The organism is Plantactinospora solaniradicis (genome assembly GCF_042658085.1).
GTDB classification, from domain to species: domain Bacteria; phylum Actinomycetota; class Actinomycetes; order Mycobacteriales; family Micromonosporaceae; genus Plantactinospora; species Plantactinospora solaniradicis.
In genome coordinates, this window is the sequence record NZ_JBHSPR010000098.1 from 14277 (window position 1) to 30836 (window position 16560).

12 protein-coding genes, 1 tRNA gene and 1 pseudogene are annotated in these 16560 nt (G+C 71.6%); all 14 read left to right on the forward strand.

The window, feature by feature from the left end:
- The first annotated feature begins 25 nt into the window (after positions 1-25).
- Complete coding sequence (locus ACFP2T_RS46570) at positions 26-1261, forward strand: glycosyltransferase family 4 protein (protein ID WP_377434128.1); 1236 nt, start codon at positions 26-28, stop codon at positions 1259-1261.
- Positions 1261-3552: a hypothetical protein gene (locus ACFP2T_RS46575; protein WP_377434129.1), complete on the forward strand. Its 2292-nt coding sequence runs from the start codon at positions 1261-1263 to the stop codon at positions 3550-3552. The genes ACFP2T_RS46570 and ACFP2T_RS46575 overlap by 1 nt, the downstream gene beginning before the upstream one ends.
- Positions 3553-3698: 146 nt before the next feature.
- Positions 3699-5438 (forward strand): annotated as a pseudogene (locus ACFP2T_RS46580) (CTP synthase); the annotation flags it as partial.
- A gap of 169 nt (positions 5439-5607) precedes the next feature.
- Positions 5608-6216 carry an NUDIX domain-containing protein gene (locus tag ACFP2T_RS46585; RefSeq protein WP_377434132.1) on the forward strand — a complete coding sequence of 203 codons (609 nt, stop codon included), beginning with the start codon at positions 5608-5610 and terminating at the stop codon, positions 6214-6216.
- Between the two features lie 310 nt (positions 6217-6526).
- The gene (gene ald, locus ACFP2T_RS46590; protein WP_377434134.1) at positions 6527-7642 is read left to right on the forward strand and encodes an alanine dehydrogenase; all 1116 of its coding nucleotides are present in this window, start codon (positions 6527-6529) and stop codon (positions 7640-7642) included.
- A gap of 61 nt (positions 7643-7703) precedes the next feature.
- Positions 7704-8696, forward strand: a complete 993-nt coding sequence (locus ACFP2T_RS46595; RefSeq protein ID WP_377434152.1) for a site-specific tyrosine recombinase XerD — start codon at positions 7704-7706, stop codon at positions 8694-8696.
- A gap of 215 nt (positions 8697-8911) precedes the next feature.
- Positions 8912-9847 (forward strand): ParA family protein, encoded by a 936-nt coding sequence (locus ACFP2T_RS46600; protein WP_377434137.1) that lies wholly within the window; start codon positions 8912-8914, stop codon positions 9845-9847.
- A gap of 399 nt (positions 9848-10246) precedes the next feature.
- Positions 10247-11281, forward strand: coding sequence for a segregation and condensation protein A (locus ACFP2T_RS46605; RefSeq protein WP_377434154.1), 1035 nt, complete (start codon positions 10247-10249; stop codon positions 11279-11281).
- Positions 11278-12279 carry an SMC-Scp complex subunit ScpB gene (gene scpB, locus ACFP2T_RS46610; RefSeq protein WP_377434139.1) on the forward strand — a complete coding sequence of 334 codons (1002 nt, stop codon included), beginning with the start codon at positions 11278-11280 and terminating at the stop codon, positions 12277-12279. The genes ACFP2T_RS46605 and scpB overlap by 4 nt, the downstream gene beginning before the upstream one ends.
- Positions 12266-13015, forward strand: a complete 750-nt coding sequence (locus tag ACFP2T_RS46615; protein ID WP_377434141.1) for a pseudouridine synthase — start codon at positions 12266-12268, stop codon at positions 13013-13015. The genes scpB and ACFP2T_RS46615 overlap by 14 nt, the downstream gene beginning before the upstream one ends.
- A gap of 365 nt (positions 13016-13380) precedes the next feature.
- Positions 13381-14064, forward strand: coding sequence for a (d)CMP kinase (gene cmk, locus ACFP2T_RS46620; RefSeq protein WP_377434143.1), 684 nt, complete (start codon positions 13381-13383; stop codon positions 14062-14064).
- A 67-nt stretch (positions 14065-14131) separates the two neighbouring features.
- A complete protein-coding gene (der, locus tag ACFP2T_RS46625) occupies positions 14132-15535 on the forward strand; it encodes a ribosome biogenesis GTPase Der (RefSeq protein ID WP_377434146.1) in 1404 nt (467 codons plus the stop codon).
- Between the two features lie 310 nt (positions 15536-15845).
- Positions 15846-15919: transfer RNA gene (locus ACFP2T_RS46630), tRNA-Pro, on the forward strand.
- A 113-nt stretch (positions 15920-16032) separates the two neighbouring features.
- A partial coding sequence (locus ACFP2T_RS46635) for a tyrosine-type recombinase/integrase (protein ID WP_377434148.1) occupies positions 16033-16560 on the forward strand: 528 nt, incomplete at its 3' end.

Below are 16560 nucleotides of genomic sequence, written 5' to 3' on the forward strand. Positions count from 1 at the left end.
CCGAACCGGGCGTACGGGGGATCCGGTGACCGGACCCGCTGTCGACTGGACCGGTTCGGTCGTCCTGCTGCTCGCGTCCAGTACCGGCGGCATCGGTCAGCACGTCACCTCGCTGGCCCGGGGACTCGTCGCCGGTGGCGCGACGGTGACCGTCTGCGGTCCGGCCGCGACCCAGGAGCAGTTCGACTTCACCGCCGTGGGTGCCCGCTTCGTGCCGGTGGAGATTCCGGCCAGTCCCACCCCGGCGGACGTCCGGGCGGTCACCGCCCTGCGCCGGGTGCTCGCCGAGCCGGTCGACGTGGTGCACGCGCACGGGCTCCGGGCCGGTCTGGTGGCGGTACTGGCCAGGCCGACCGCGCCGGTGGTAGTCACCTGGCACAACGCGGTGCTCGCCGGAGGACTGCGCGGCCGGGTGTCCCGGCTCGTCGAACGGATCGTCGCGCGTCGGGCCCGGGTCACGCTCGGCGCCTCCGCCGATCTCGTCGAGCGGGCCGCCGCGCTCGGTGCCCCGGACGCCCGGCTCGGTCCGGTCGCCGCGCCGACCTTGCCGCCGGCCCGGCGGAGCCGGTCTGCGGTACGGGCCGAGTTCGGCGTCGCGCCGGACCAGCCGCTGATCGTCTCGGTCGGCCGGCTACACCCGCAGAAGCGGTACGACGTGCTGGTGGACGCCGCCGCCCGGTGGCGGGAACTGGATCCGGTACCGGTGGTGGTGATCGCCGGGAGCGGACCCAGCTACCTCCAGTTGGCGGCCCGGATCTCGGCCGCCCGGGCCCCGGTCAACCTGCTCGGGCACCGCACCGACGTGGCCGAACTGCTCGTCGGCGCCGACCTGGCCCTGGTCACCAGCGACTGGGAGGCCCGGCAACTGTTCGCGCAGGAGGCGCTGTGGTGCGGCGTCCCGCTGGTGGCCACCGCCGTCGGCGGCCTCCCGGAGCTGGTCGGTGAGGCGGCCGTGCTGGTGCCGCCCGGCGACGTCGACGCCGTCGACGAGGCGGTGCGGGCACTGCTCGCCGACGGCGACCGCCGCGCCGAACTGACCCGGCTGGCCGGCGTGCAGGCGGCGAGTTGGCCGACCGAGGCGGGGACCGTCGCCATCCTCACCGCCCTGTACCACGAACTCGCCCTCTCCGGCGGAAACCAGCCACCTTCCGCCGGTGGAAACCAGCCGTCCTCCTCCGGTGGAAACCAGCCGTCCTCCTCCGGCGGAAGCCAGCCGCCCTCCTCCGGCCGGGAGACCGGCTCGTCGGCGGGACGCGGCTGATGCTGCGCAGGCTGGTGCCGGTCCTGTTGACCGCGGCCGTCGTGGCTCTGGGGGTCGCCGCGCTGGTCATCCGGCCAGCCGCCGGAGCGCCGGAGAAGACCGTGGACTACGTGGTGTTGGCCGGCGTACCCGGGCTGCGCTGGGACGACGTCGACCCGATAACCACCCCGACGCTCTGGCGGATGGCCGAGCGCGGTGCGATCGGGTCCCTCTCGGTCCGGTCGGCACGGCAGCCGACCTGCCCGGTGGACGGCTGGCAGACCCTCGGTGCCGGCAACTTCGCGGCCTGGGACAGCGGTGCGGTGACGGGCCGGTGCCCCGCGCCGGACATCGCCATCGAACAGCCGGACGGGATCAGCGCCAACCTGCCCGACCAACGGGCCACGGTGAGCAACAACCAGGACAAGATGCGCTGGGGTACGGTGCCCGGCGCGCTGGCCGAGTCGGTCCGCTGCACCGTCGCGGTCGGTCCCGGTGCCGCCATCGCCGCCGCCCGTCCGTTCGGCCGGGTCGACCGGTACGCCGAGAGCCTGCCGGCCGATCCGACCGAGCTGCTCGGCCTCTGCGTACTCAGCATCATCGACCTCGGCACCGTCGCCGGGGACGACCCGGCCCTCCGCGCCGCCGCCGCACGCCGGGCCGACGTGGCACTGGCCCGGGTGCTGGCCGCCCGGCCCAAGCGGTCGCTGGTGATGGTGGCCGGAATCTCCGACACCGACCAGTCGTCGCGGCTGCACGTGGTGGTGGCGGACGGCCCCGGCTGGGAACGGGGCTGGCTCACCTCACGGAGCACCGGCCGGGAAGGCTACCTGCAACTGGTCGATCTGGCGCCCACCGCACTGGCGGCGGCCGGCAGGCCGGCTCCCGAGCAGCTCTTCATCGGTCAGCCGGCGACCGTCGTCGACGGCCGCCCGGCCGACCTGCCCACGGCGATCGCCGCCCCAGCGGACGCCGACCGGGAGGCTCGGGCCCAACAGCGGGTCGCGAGCTGGTTCTTCCTACTGCTGGCCGGACTGCAGTGCCTGCTCGCGGTGGCCGTCGTGCCGCTGCTACGCCGGGCACGGCGCGATGCCGGCCCGTCCGGGCCCACACCGGTGCCTCGACGGGTGGTCGCGACGGTAGAGGTCCTGCTCATCGCCGCCGCGCTCGCGATTCCCGCCGCCCTGCTGGCCGACGTGGTGCCGTGGTGGCGGGGGGAGCACGCCGGCATCTACTTCGCTCTGGTCACCGCTGTGCTTCTCGCCGTGGCCACCGCCGCGGTCCGGCTCGCCCGGGCGTACCAGCAGACGCTGTGGCCGCTGGGCAGCGTCGCCGCGCTGGCCGCGCTCATCGTCGGTGCGGACGTGGTCACCGGCGCCCAACTCCAGCTCAACGGCGTGATCGGTTACTCGGCGCTGGAGGGCGGCCGGTACGCCGGACTGGGCGTCGTCGGGCTCGGCGTCTTCGTCGCGGGCAGCCTGCTGACCGCGGGCTGGCTCGCGCAGCGGGTCCGGCGCAGTTGGCGACCGGCGGTCGTCGTCGGAGTCGGCGTGCTCGGTGTGATCGTGGTGGGAAGTCCCTATCTGGGTGCCGACCCGGTGGGAGCGGTCGCGTTGACCGCCGGGGTCAGCATCGCCGCCGCGATCAGCACCGGCGGGTGGCTGACCCTCGGCCGGCTGGCCTGGGCCACCATCGCCGGTCTCGCGGTGACCATCGGATTCGCGGTACTCGACCTGCGGCAGCCGGCCGACCAGCGCGGCAGCCTGGGCCGGTTCCTCAGTGCCGTCGGTGACGGTACCAGCGGGCTGACGGTGCACCGGTCCGGAGCCTCGAACATGGCCGCCCTGGCCGGTAGCCCGTTGACCGTGCTCGCCCTGGTCGGCGTGGTGCTGGTGTGGTTCGCCCTGTTACGCCCCTGGGGTGGGCTCAAGCGGCTCTTCGGGATCTATCCGGCGGTTCGGGCCGGTATGGCCGGTATCACCGTGGCTACCCTGATCGGCGGGCTGCTCGGTGGATCCGCGCTCAACGTCGCCGGTGCCGCCGCGGCGCTGACCGTGCCGATGGCCGCCCTCGCCGCGCTCCGGGTACTCGACCACGCCACCGACCGGACCATGCCGCCGATGACGTCGTGGCCGGTGGAAACGACAGCGTCGTCCGGCACGGCGGTGGAGGCCGGCGACGACCGGTCCGGTACGGCGGTGGAGACGAGCGACGACCCGTCCGGTACGGCGGCGGAGCCTGGGGACGACCCGTCCCGTACCGCCGGAAAATCCGGACCGGCGCAGTCGTCGGCCGAGGTGGCGGCGGGCTGACCAGCCTCCGGTACGACGTGGGAACGGGTGCGGCCAGCACCTCTGCCGGGGTTGGTGTTACCGTGGAATCCCGTGGATCGCGTAGATCACTTCTCTGATCGGACACCGGTCTGCACCACCGCGACGAACGACCACGGGAGCAGGCCTTGGCCCCATCAGTACGCACGACCCGGCACATTTTCGTCACCGGGGGGGTCGCCTCCTCGCTCGGCAAGGGGCTGACGGCCTCCAGCCTGGGGAATCTACTAACGGCACGCGGCCTACGGGTCGTGATGCAGAAGCTCGACCCGTACCTCAACGTCGACCCCGGGACGATGAACCCGTTCCAGCACGGTGAGGTCTTCGTCACCGACGACGGCGCCGAGACCGATCTCGACGTCGGGCACTACGAGCGGTTCCTCGACCGCGCGCTGTCCGGGAAGGCGAACGTCACCACCGGTCAGATCTACTCCGAGGTGATCGCCAAGGAGCGCCGAGGGGAGTACCTCGGCGACACCGTCCAGGTGATCCCGCACATCACGAACGAGATCAAGGCCCGGATCCTGGCGATGGCCGATCCCGACGAGGACGGCCGTACCCCGGACGTGGTGATCACCGAGGTCGGCGGCACCGTCGGCGACATCGAGTCGCTGCCGTTCCTGGAGGCGATCCGCCAGGTCCGGCACGATCTCGGCCGGGACAACTGCTTCTACCTGCACGTATCCCTGGTGCCCTACCTGGCGCCGTCCGGGGAGTTGAAGACCAAGCCCACCCAGCACTCGGTCGCCGCGCTGCGCAACATCGGCATCCAGCCGGACGCCATCGTCTGCCGGTCGGACCGGGAGATTCCCGACAAGCTCAAGCACAAGCTGTCGCTCTACTGCGACGTCGACCGCGAGGCGGTCATCGCCGCTCCGGACGCGCCGAGCATCTACGACATCCCCAAGGTGCTGCACCAGGAAGGGCTGGACGCCTACGTGGTGCGCCGGCTCGGGCTCTCCTTCCGGGACGTCTCGTGGCAGAGCTGGGACGACCTGCTCGACCGGGTGCACCATCCGCACCACACGGTCCGGGTCGCGCTCGTCGGCAAGTACGTCGACCTGCCCGACGCGTACCTGTCGGTGAGTGAGGCGATCCGGGCGGCCGGGTTCGGCCACCGGGCCCGGGTCGAGTTGCACTGGGTACCGAGTGACGAGTGTGTGACCTCCTCCGGCGCCGCCAGCGCCCTGGCCGGCGTCGACGGCATCGTCATCCCCGGCGGGTTCGGCGTACGCGGCATCGAGGGCAAGATCGGTGCGGCTCGCTACGCCCGCGAGAACGGCATTCCGATCCTGGGCCTCTGCCTGGGGTTGCAGTGCATGACCATCGAGGTCGCCCGGCACCTGGCCGGACTGGACGGCGCCAACTCGTTGGAGTTCGACGAGAAGGCCCGGCACCCGGTGATCGCCACGATGGCGGACCAGGAGGACATCGTCGCCGGCAAGGGGGACCTGGGCGGCACGATGCGACTCGGTGCGTACCCGGCGAAGCTGGCCGAGGGTTCACTGGTCGCGCAGGCGTACGGCGACACGGAGGTCAGCGAGCGGCACCGGCACCGGTACGAGGTGAACAACGCCTACCGGGACGCGCTCACCAAGGCGGGGCTGCACATCTCCGGCACCTCGCCAGACGGACGATTGGTCGAGTTCGTGGAGCTGGACCGGTCGGTGCACCCGTTCTTCGTGGCGACCCAGGCCCATCCCGAACTGAAGAGCCGGCCGACCCGGCCGCATCCGCTGTTCGCCGCGTTCGTCGCCGCCGTCGTCACGTACTCGGCGGCGGACCAGCTTCCGGTGGAGATGGCGCCGGCCGGTGCGACCCCGGTGCCGGACGCGTCCGGATCGGGACGGGCGACGGCGGCGACGGCCGAGCCGGTCGGCCCGACCGACCCGGCAGAGCCGGCCGACCCGACGGGTCACAACGGCCAGGTCCGGACCGCACGGGCGAGTTCGTCGTCGTGACCGGCGGACCGGACACGGTGGGTGTCGCTTCGACCCTCTCGGCGGTGCACACCTCGCCGGACGCGGCGGTGCCGCGGTGACCGTCCCGGTCGGCGGGCACGTCTACGAGGTGCGCGACCGGCAGGAGCGGTTCCACGGCAAGATCTTTTCGGTGGTCACCGACCAGGTCACGATGCCGGGCGGCCGGGTGGTGGCCCGGGACTACGTGCGACACATCGGCGCGGTGGGCGTGCTGGCCCTCGACGACCGGGGACGGGTCGTGCTGATCCGGCAGTACCGGCACCCGCTCCGCCGGGTCATCTGGGAACTGCCGGCGGGACTGGTCGACGTCGAGGGGGAGGCCCTGCCGGCGAGCGCGCTGCGTGAGCTCGGCGAGGAGGCCGACCTCCGCGCCGGCCAGCTCGACCTGCTGGTCGACGTGCACACCTCGCCGGGGTACTCGGACGAGTTGATCCGGATCTTCCTGGCCCGGGAACTGTCGGAGCTGCCGCCGGATCGGCGGCACGAACGCCGGGACGAGGAGGCGGAACTGGAGGTCGTCCGGGTCGACCTGGACGACGCCGTGTCGATGGTCCTGGCCGGCGAGATCACCAACGTGGCCTGCGTCACCGGGGTGCTCGCGGCGGCGCGTGCCCGGGACCGTGGCTGGTCCGGACTCCGCCCGGCCGACTCGCCCCTGCCCTGACCCGGTCGCCCTGGGCTGTCCTGCCCGGTGGGGCGGGGACAGTGCCGGGCGCCCGGCCGGGCGTGGACCGAACTCGCGCGCGGGGCGTTCCGGGCGGCCGCGTGGTGTCCGACCGGGGACGGGCGGTTTGGCGGGTCGGTTCGGCTGACATACCGTCAAGGTTGCCGGTTACCCGCTGTCACAGTGCTGGCTGCCGGGTCAGCACAGCGGTCCTAGACTTCCGCGGGCGGGACGGTGGCCGCGGCGGCAACGGAGCCGCCGCGCGTCGCGCGGTCGGGGTCGGCAGCCCCGGAGAGAGGTGTCTGGAATCGTGAAGGTCGGAATTCCCCGCGAGATCAAGAACCGCGAGTACCGGGTGGCGATCACCCCGGCCGGGGTGCACGAGTTCGTTCGCGCTGGCCACGAGGTTTTCGTGGAGACCGGCGCCGGAGTCGGGTCGTCGATCAGCGACGACGAGTTCGCGGCGGCCGGTGCCACGATTCTGGGTGACCCGGACGACGTGTGGGGCACCGCGGAACTGGTCCTCAAGGTCAAGGAGCCGATCGCCGAGGAGTACCACCGGATGCGCGAGGGGCAGGTGCTCTTCACCTACCTGCACCTGGCCGCCGGCAAGGCGTGCACGGACGCGTTGCTCGACCGGAAGGTGACCGGGATCGCGTACGAGACCGTCGAGCTGCCGGACCGGTCGTTGCCGCTGCTCGCCCCGATGTCCGAGGTCGCCGGCCGGCTGGCGCCGCAGGTGGGCGCGTACCACCTGATGCGCAGCGGGGGCGGGCGTGGAGTGCTGCTGGGCGGCGTCTCCGGCGTCTACGCCGCCAAGACCGTCGTGATCGGTGCCGGGGTATCCGGCCGGAACGCGGCAGCGATCGCGCTCGGCCTGCAGGCCGAGGTGCTGCTGCTGGACCGGGCCATCGGGCAACTGCGCCAGGCCGACGCGATCTACCGGGGGCATCTCCAGACGGTGGCGTCGAACACGTACGAGATCGAACGGGCGGTCCTCGACGCCGACCTGGTGATCGGCGCGGTGCTGGTACCCGGTGCCAAGGCGCCCATGCTGATCAGCAACGAGCTGGTCTCCCGGATGAAGCCCGGCAGTGTGCTCGTCGACATCTCGATCGACCAGGGCGGCTGCTTCGAGGACTCGCGTCCGACCACGCACGACGATCCGGTCTACACCGTGCACAACTCCCTGTTCTACTGCGTGGCGAACATGCCCGGTGCGGTCCCGCACACCAGCACGTACGCGCTGACCAACGTCACCCTGCCGTACGCGCTGGAACTGGCCAACCGTGGCTGGCGTGAGGCCCTGCGCCGGGACCCGGCCCTGGCACTGGGTCTGAACACTCATGACGGACAGGTCACCTACGGCCCGGTCGCCGAGGCGCACGGGATGGGCGTCCTGCCGCTGGCGGACGCCCTCGGATGAGGCGAGCGGCGGGTAGCCCCGTGGCGCGGCGGGCGGCGGCTCCGGACGACGGGGCGGAGATCTGACCGGGGAGCCGGATCCGGCCGGTGACGGACCCGAACCGTCACCGGCGCTGCGGCGCGCCGTGCGGGGCTACCTCGACCACCTCACCGTCGAGCGCGGACTGTCGACCAACACGCTCTCGTCGTACCGCCGGGACCTGGAACGGTATCTGGCGACGCTGGCCGCGGACGGTGTCGAGGACCTGGCGGCGGTCGGGTCGGCGGCGATCGCCGGGCACGTCGCCCGGTTGAGGGCCGGCGACGACGGTCGTCCACCGCTCTCCGCGGCCTCCGCCGCCCGGGCCGCCAGCGCGGTCCGGGGCCTGCACCGGTTCGCGGTCCGCGAGGGCCTGGTCGGCCAGGACGCCAGCCGGGACGTACGGCCGCCGGTCCCGCCCCGGAGGCTGCCCCGGGCGCTCGACGTCACCGAGGTGGTGCGGCTGCTGGAGATGGCGGGGACGGTCGAGGCGACCGGTACCCGGGCCGCGTTGCCGCTGCGGGACCGGGCGCTGCTGGAATTCCTGTACGGCACGGGCGCGCGGATCTCCGAAGCCGTCGGCGCGGCCATCGACGACCTGGATCTGGTGGACGGGTCGGTGCTGCTGCACGGCAAGGGTGGCCGAAGCCGACTGGTTCCGGTCGGTGGATACGCCGCCGAGTCGCTGCGGGCCTATCTGGTCCGGGCCCGGCCGACGCTCGCCGCCGCCGGACGAGGCAACCCGGCCGTCTTCCTCAACGCCCGGGGCGGCCCACTGTCCCGGCAGAGCGCCTGGACCATCCTGCGCCGGGCCGCCAAGCGGGCCGGGCTGCCGGTGGAGGGGCCGCGGGCGGTGTCCCCGCACACCCTGCGCCACTCGTACGCCACCCACCTACTCGACGGCGGCGCGGACGTCCGGGTGGTGCAGGAACTGCTCGGTCACGCCTCGGTAACCACCACCCAGGTCTACACGTTGGTGACGGTGGATCGGCTCAGAGAGGTCTACGCCACCGCGCATCCCCGGGCGCGTGGCTGAACCGGGGTCACCCGGTCGTCGCCTCCGCCGGACGTCCATGCTGGTTTTCCACCGGGTCGACACGCCGAGACGGTGCCCGCTACGGTGCTGCGACGTGGCGTAGAGTCGAGTTCGGCGCGGCCTCGTGAGACGGCAACCGAGGTTCGCGGCGGCGCCGCACAGGACACCGTTCGGCTCCGTTGCCGGGCAGTCGTCGGGAGGGGGCGTACGAGGACATGGCTGGAAACGGTGACCGTGCCGAGGCGTGGACCTCGACCCTGCGCGAGCAGCAGTCCGCCTTGGATCTCGGCGCTGAGTTGGGGCCCGCGGATCCGGCCGCCTACACGATACGTAAACCGATTCCCGAGCCCATGCCGACCGACCAGCATGGTCCGGCGCGGATCCTCGCGATGGCCAACCAGAAGGGTGGCGTCGGGAAGACCACCACGACGATCAACCTCGGTGCCGCACTGGCCGAGTACGGCCGCCGGGTGCTGCTGGTCGACTTCGACCCGCAGGGGGCCCTGTCGGTCGGTCTCGGCGTCAACCCGCACAACCTCGACCTGTCGGTCTACAACCTGTTGATGCAGGACGACGTCGCGCCGGAAGACGTGCTGATCAAGACGGACGTGGCCGGGCTGCACCTGCTGCCCGCCAACATCGACCTCTCGGCGGCCGAGATCCAGCTGGTCAACGAGGTCGCCCGGGAGATGGCGCTGGCCCGGGTGCTGAAGTCGATCCGCAAGGAGTACGACTACGTCCTGATCGACTGCCAGCCGTCGTTGGGCCTGCTCGCCATCAACGCCCTGACCGTGGCGCACGGCGTGCTCATCCCGCTGGAGTGTGAGTTCTTCAGCCTCCGTGGGGTGGCCCTCCTGCTGGACACCATCGACAAGGTCCGCGAACGGCTCAACTTCGACCTGGAGTTGGAAGGCATCCTGGCCACCATGTACGACAGCCGCACCACCCACTGTCGTCAGGTGCTGCAGCGGGTGGTCGAGGCGTTCGGCGACAAGGTCTACCAGACGGTGATCACCAAGACCGTCAAGTTCCCGGAGTCGACGGTCGCCGGTGCGCCCATCACCACCTTGGACCCGGCCTCCTCCGGCGCCCGCAACTACCGCCAGTTGGCCCGAGAGGTGATCGCCGCGCAGGCCGAGCGCGAGCGGTAACTCCGTGCGCGGTTCCGGCCCGGCCGACGCCGACCGGTCTCTCGTTTCGTTCTCCGGGCTCGCGTCGATGCCCGCCGTGCTGAGGATCATCGGGTGAGTGACGGTACCGAAGCGACGCTGGTAGCTGATGGGCCGGAACCCGTGGACTACGGTCGTCGGGTGAGTTCCCCGCCCGCTGCCACGTCCTCGCCGGACCCGGTGCCGTCCGTCGCGACCGGTGCCGACGATCATGCGGTTGACGATCTTGCTACTGCGGCCCGTCCAGCCATCGGGGACGGCTCGCCGACCGAGCCGGCCGAGCCAACCGAGCCGGCAGCTGCCGGCGGCGAATCGGGACCCGACGAGGCTGCGCCAGCCGTCGACGAGGCCGGGCCGGCGGTGGACGAGGCCGGGCCGGCGGTGGACGAGGCCGGGCCGGCGGTGGACGAGGCCGGGCCGGCGGTGGACGAGGCCGAGTCGGCAAGTGGCTTCACCGTACGGCTGGCGAACTTCACCGGGCCCTTCGACCTGCTGCTCCAACTCATCGGCAAGCACAAGCTCGATGTGACCGAGGTCGCGTTGCACCAGGTGACCGACGAGTTCATCGCCTACATCCGGGCGATGGGCGACGCCTGGGACCTGGACGAGGCGAGCGAGTTCCTGGTCATCGCCGCGACCCTGCTCGACCTCAAGGCCGCCCGGCTGCTGCCGGCGGCACAGGTCGAGGACGAGGAGGACCTCGCCCTGCTGGAGGCCCGGGACCTGCTCTTCGCCCGGCTGCTCCAGTACAAGGCGTTCAAGGAGGCCGCGGCGCACATCGCGGAGCAGGAGGCGGTGGGATCGCGCCGTTACCCGCGCGCGGTCACCCTGGAGCCGCGTTACGCCGAGGCCCTGCCCGACCTGGTGCTCGGCATCGGAGTCCAACGGCTCGCCGCGCTGGCGATCAAGGCGATGACCCCGAAACAGACCCCGATGGTCTCCATCGACCACGTGCACATGGTCCGGGTCAGTGTGCGTGAGCACGCGGCGCTGTTGCGGGATCGGCTACGTAGGGCCGGTACGGCGACGTTTCGGGTGCTCTGCGCGGATTGTGAGTCCACCCTCGAAGTGGTCGCCCGGTTCCTGGCGCTGCTTGAGTTGTACCGGGAGGGGCTGGTCGGGTTCGCCCAGGTCGAGGCGCTCGGCGAGCTCACCGTACGGTGGACCGGTCCCGACGACGGCGGAGCCGAGCTGGAGATCGACGAGTACGCCGGAGCGCCCGCCCCGGACGGAGTGGCGGTGGCGGGTGCCGGGACGGACCCACCCGACATCCCGCCGGACGCGGCGAGGGACGGCGAGACGGCGGCGGACGGCGAGACGGCGGCGAACGGCCCGACGGCGGCGGACGGCGAGTCGATGGCGAACGGCCCGACGGCGACGGACGGCGAGACGACGACGAACGAGGAGGCAGGGTGACCAGCGAGAATCGGCCGGACTCCCTGGCCGAGCAGGCGGCGGCCTGGGTGCCGCCCTGGGAACGGGCAGCCGCCACAGCGCCACCGACGGAGCCCGGCGCGGACACACCGCCCTCCGAGTCGACGGCGCCCGAACCGCTGACTGCCGAAGATCCGGTGGTTCAGGATGCGGCTCGGGACGCGGCGGATCAGGAAGAATCTGCCGGCGAACCGGAGTTGGTGGATCCGGAGCCGGCTGGTTCGGGGTTGGCTGAGGAACGGAGTGTTGCGGAACTGGCGCAGCCGTCCGTCGGCGAGGACCCGGTAGCGCCGGCCGCGGCCGAGGAGCCCGACACGTCGCTGGCGGAGGCTGCCGACGTACCCGCGGATGAGGGCGGGGAGGCGGTCGGGGAGCCGGCGGCGTTGCCGGTGCCCGACGTGGCTGGCCCGCAGCCCGCGACGCTGGCGCTGGTCGACGACGACGAACTGCGCGGGGCCCTGGAGGCCATCCTGCTGGTGGTGGACGAGCCGGTCGCCGAGATCCTTCTCGCGCAGGTCCTGGAACAGCCGACGGAACGGGTGTCGGCGACCCTGGACCGGCTGGCCCGCGACTACACGGCGGCGGGTCACGGTTTTGAGCTACGTCGGGCGGCGGGTGGCTGGCGTCTCTACACCCGGCCGGAATACGCGAGCTACGTCGAGCGCTTTGTATTGGACGGGCAAACCGTACGGTTGACCCAGGCGGCGCTGGAGACGCTGGCGGTGGTGGCCTACAAGCAACCGGTGACCCGGTCGCGCATCTCGGCCATCCGGGGTGTCAACTGCGACGGGGTGATCCGTACCCTGGTCTCTCGCGGACTGGTCCAGGAGTGTGGCACCGAGCCGGAGAGCGGCGCCTTCCTGTACCGGACGACGACGCTGTTCCTGGAGAAACTCGGGCTCGACACCGTCGACCAACTACCGCCGCTGGCCCCGTTCCTGCCCGACGACGTGGAAGAGATTGCAGATGCCCCACGATGACAACCGCGGCGCCCCCGGCGCCGAGCGCCTGCAGAAGGTGCTCGCCGCCGCTGGCGTCGGCTCCCGACGTGCCTGCGAGGACCTGATCTTCCGGCGCCGGGTCACCGTGGACGGGCAGGTCGCCCAGCTCGGCGACAAGGTCGATCCCAGCTCCGCCGTCATCTACGTCGACGGCGAGCGGCTGGTCACCGACACCCGCCTGATCTACCTGGCGATGAACAAGCCGCGCGGCGTGGTCTCGACGATGGCGGACGAGAAGGGACGCACCGCGCTGGGAGACTTCCTCGGCCGGGTCGAGGAGCGGGTCTACCACGTCGGTCGCCTCGACGCGGACAGCGAGGGACTGCTGCTGCTCACCAACGACGGCACGCTCGCGCACCGCCTGATGCACCCGTCGTACGGGGTGTCGAAGACGTACCTGTGTGAGGTGGCGGGGCCACTGGCCCGGAACGCCGGCCGGCGGCTGTTGGCCGGGGTCGAGTTGGCGGACGGCCCGGCACGGGTGGACGAGTTTCGCCTCGTGGACACGCTGGGACGTACGGCCCAGGTGGAGTTGACCCTGCACGAAGGGCGCAATCACATCGTGCGGAGGCTGTTGGACGAGGTCGGACATCCCGTATCGCGGCTGATACGTACCGCGATCGGTCCGATCCGGCTCGGTGACCTGCGCCCCGGCCGTACCCGTCGGTTGACGAACGCCGAGGTCGCGGCGCTCTTCAAGGCGGTCGGCGACTGAGGCTGGCGCGGCCCTCGGACGTTGCCCGGAACGTCGCCTGGATGCCGCGTGGCGGCCTGGCGGCCCTGGCTGGTTGGCCCGCTCCCGGCCGACCCCGTCGCACGCGTACGGGATGCGGCTGAGCGTGGGCTGATGTCGGGCTCGGTCGGCCCGCAGCGGTGAGGTGGACGCCCGCTGTCGGGTGCGTGGCCATCCGATGTCGGGCCGGCGCTCGTCTCCGTTGCGGCGGTGGCCGGTCGGGCGCGGACCGGTACGGCGGACGGGGCATGATGGACAGCGAAACGCGGAGGCGCCGCCACGGCCGGCTGCCCGCAGGACTCGGCAGCGCCGGGCAGATTGCCCCTTGATCGGTGAAGGAGAGAACGGTGGCGGAAAAGGAACGGACCAGGCGATGTGTGGTCGCCGTGGATGGCCCGTCCGGTTCGGGAAAGTCCACCGTCTCCCGGCGGCTGGCAACCGCGCTCGACGCTCGCTATCTGGACACCGGGGCGATGTACCGGGCGGTGACCTGGGCGGTACTGCGGTCCGGGGTCGACCCGCAGGACGCCGAGGCGGTCACCAAGGTGGCGGGGGAGACAGATCTCAAGATCGGTGTGGATCCGGAGGCGTCGAGCGTGACCGCGGACGGGATCGCCATCGACCGGGATATCCGGGGGCCCGAGGTCACGGGCGCGGTGTCGGCGGTGTCGGCGGTGCCTGCCGTACGGGAACAGCTCGTCGCCCTGCAACGGGAGATCATCGAGGCGGCCGGCCGGATCGTGGTGGAGGGCCGGGACATCGGTTCGGTGGTGGCGCCGGATGCCGACCTCAAGGTCTACCTGACCGCCTCGGCCGAGGCGCGGGCACACCGGCGCAGCGCGGAGAACTCCGCAGACCTCTCGGCCACCGCGGCCGATATCGCCCGACGTGACCGGCTCGATTCCACCCGCGCCGCCGATCCATTGCGACAGGCGCCGGACGCGGTGGTGCTCGACACCACCGCACTGGGCATCGACGAGGTCGTGGCCCGGCTGCACGAACTGCTCGCCGGACGGCGGCCGGGCCAGTGACCCGGTGGCGTGGCTGGATCGGTGAGGTAGCGGACCGGGATCGCACCCGGCAGGGCAAGGAGGCGGCGTGAGCACGGGGGACGGTTGGATCGAACTGCGGGAGCCGGACGTCGACGAGGCCGAGGAGACCGGCCCGATGCCGGTGGTGGCCGTGGTCGGACGCCCGAACGTCGGCAAGTCGACCCTGGTGAACCGGATCATCGGTCGGCGGCAGGCGGTCGTGGAGGACACCCCCGGGGTGACCCGGGACCGGATCCCGTACGACGCGCAGTGGTCGGGCCGGCAGTTCACGGTGGTCGACACCGGCGGTTGGGAGCCGGACGCGAAGGACCGCGCCGGCGCGATCGCGGCCCAGGCCGAGATCGCCGTCGCGACGGCCGACGTCGTGCTGTTCGTGGTGGATGCCGTGGTCGGGGCCACCGACGTCGACGAGGCGGCGGTACGGATGCTGCGGCGCAGTGCCAAGCCGGTCCTGCTCGTCGCGAACAAGGCCGACAACGCGGCCACGGAGGTCGAGGCGACGTCGTTGTGGTCGCTCGGTCTCGGCGAGCCCCGTCCCGTCTCCGCGTTGCACGGCCGGGGCTCCGGTGACCTGCTGGACGCGATTCTCGAGGCGCTGCCGGACGCGCCGCCGATCAGCGAGTTCGGTCCGCGAGGGCCGCGCCGGGTGGCCCTGGTCGGCCGTCCCAACGTGGGCAAGTCCAGTTTGCTCAACCGGCTGGCGAAGGAGGAGCGGTCGGTGGTGGACGCCGTCGCCGGCACCACCGTCGACCCGGTCGACAGCCTGGTGGAGATCGGTGGCGAGACCTGGCAACTGGTCGACACCGCCGGGCTGCGCAAGCGGGTCGGCAAGGCCAGCGGTACGGAGTACTACGCCAGCCTGCGTACCGCCGCCGCGATCGAGGCGGCGGAGGTGGCGGTGGTGTTGCTCGACGCCAGCGAGCCGATCAGTGAACAGGACCAGCGGATCCTGACCACGGTCACCGAGACCGGTCGGGCTCTCGTCATCGCCTTCAACAAGTGGGACCTGGTCGACGAGGACCGGCGTTACTACCTGGACAAGGAGATCGAGCGTGAACTGCGCCGGATCCCCTGGGCGATCCGGGTGAACGTATCGGCCAAGACCGGTCGGGCCGTGGACAAGCTCGCACCGGCGCTCCGTACCGCCCTGGCGAGCTGGGAGACGCGGGTACCGACCGGGCAGCTCAACCAGTGGCTCACCGCCCTGGTCCAGGCGACACCGCACCCCGTGCGGGGCGGCCGGGCACCACGGATCCTCTTCGCCACCCAGGCGGGCATCTCCCCGCCGCGTTTCGTGCTCTTCACCACAGCACCGCTCGACGCCGGCTACCAGCGGTTCATCGAGCGCAAGCTCCGGGAGGAGTTCGGCTTCGTCGGCAGCCCGGTGGAGGTGTCGGTGAAGCCGAGGAAGAAGATCGGTGCGGGCGGTCGCGGAAAGCCGCACGGCTGATTGTCGTACGGCCTCCGGTGAATAGGTCGTAACGTGCCCCTGCACGGCGTCGATCCTGGCGTCTGACCCTTCACGGGGGCTGCCTGGTCTCGTCCGTCCCAATGGTCCCGTCGGTTGGAGTACCGACGGGACCACTGGCACGCCCACGCCACCTGTTCAATTCAACCTATCTTCCTAGGATGCGTTAGAGGGTGTGTCGGGGTCGTAACGGACCGAGGTCGGCCGACGGAGGACGGTAGGCCTGTGCGCGTACGAAACGGTCCTGCGCTACGCTGTACCGGCTGTCGTACGGAGCACCGGACAACAGCAACGGGACGTGGCGCAGTTTGGTAGCGCACTTGACTGGGGGTCAAGGGGTCGTCGGTTCGAATCCGGCCGTCCCGACAGCGAGAGGGTTTCCGCAGGTCAGCGACTTGCGGGAGCCCTCTTTTCATAGCTCGGCATGAATGCCCGGTCTAGCACGCCGCTGTTGGACTCCTTGACTCGGGCAGGTTGCCATGCCACTACTGGATCTTCACAAGCTCACCGCCGGCCTGTCGCGGGGCTGGGCCGGGTTCCTACGGGACTGGGACCGGTCACTGCGCGCCGGGAACTACCCACAGACCACCCGCTACAACTACCTGCTCGCCGCCGCCCAACTCGGCCGCTATCTGGGGGAGCACTCCCCGGACCCGGACGCGGCAGAGGCGGCCGATGACCCGTGCCTGGTGACCCGGGCACACGTGGAGGCGTTCCAGGCCTGGATGATCGAGACCAGATCCGCGTCGACCGCACTGAACAAGCACAAGGGACTACAGCAGTTCTTCAAGTGGCTGCTCGTCGACGAGCAGGCGATCGACCGCTCGCCCATGGAACGGGTCCGGCAGCCGAAGACACCGCGGAAGCTGATCCCGGTCATGCGTGACGAGGACACCGGCAAGCTCCTCGACGCATGCAAGGGAAAGGGGTTCACCAACCTGCGCGATGAGGCGCTGATCCGGTTGTACTGCAACACCGGTGCCCGGCTGTCCGAGGTCGGCAACCTC

What these genes read in the sequence shown, in the direction of transcription:
- ACFP2T_RS46575 (WP_377434129.1), top strand. Translation starts at nt 1,261, where the DNA reads ATGCTGCGCAGGCTGGTGCCGGTCCTGTTGACCGCGGCCGTCGTGGCT.
- ACFP2T_RS46600 (WP_377434137.1), top strand. Translation starts at nt 8,912, where the DNA reads ATGGCTGGAAACGGTGACCGTGCCGAGGCGTGGACCTCGACCCTGCGC.
- ACFP2T_RS46615 (WP_377434141.1), top strand. Translation starts at nt 12,266, where the DNA reads ATGCCCCACGATGACAACCGCGGCGCCCCCGGCGCCGAGCGCCTGCAG.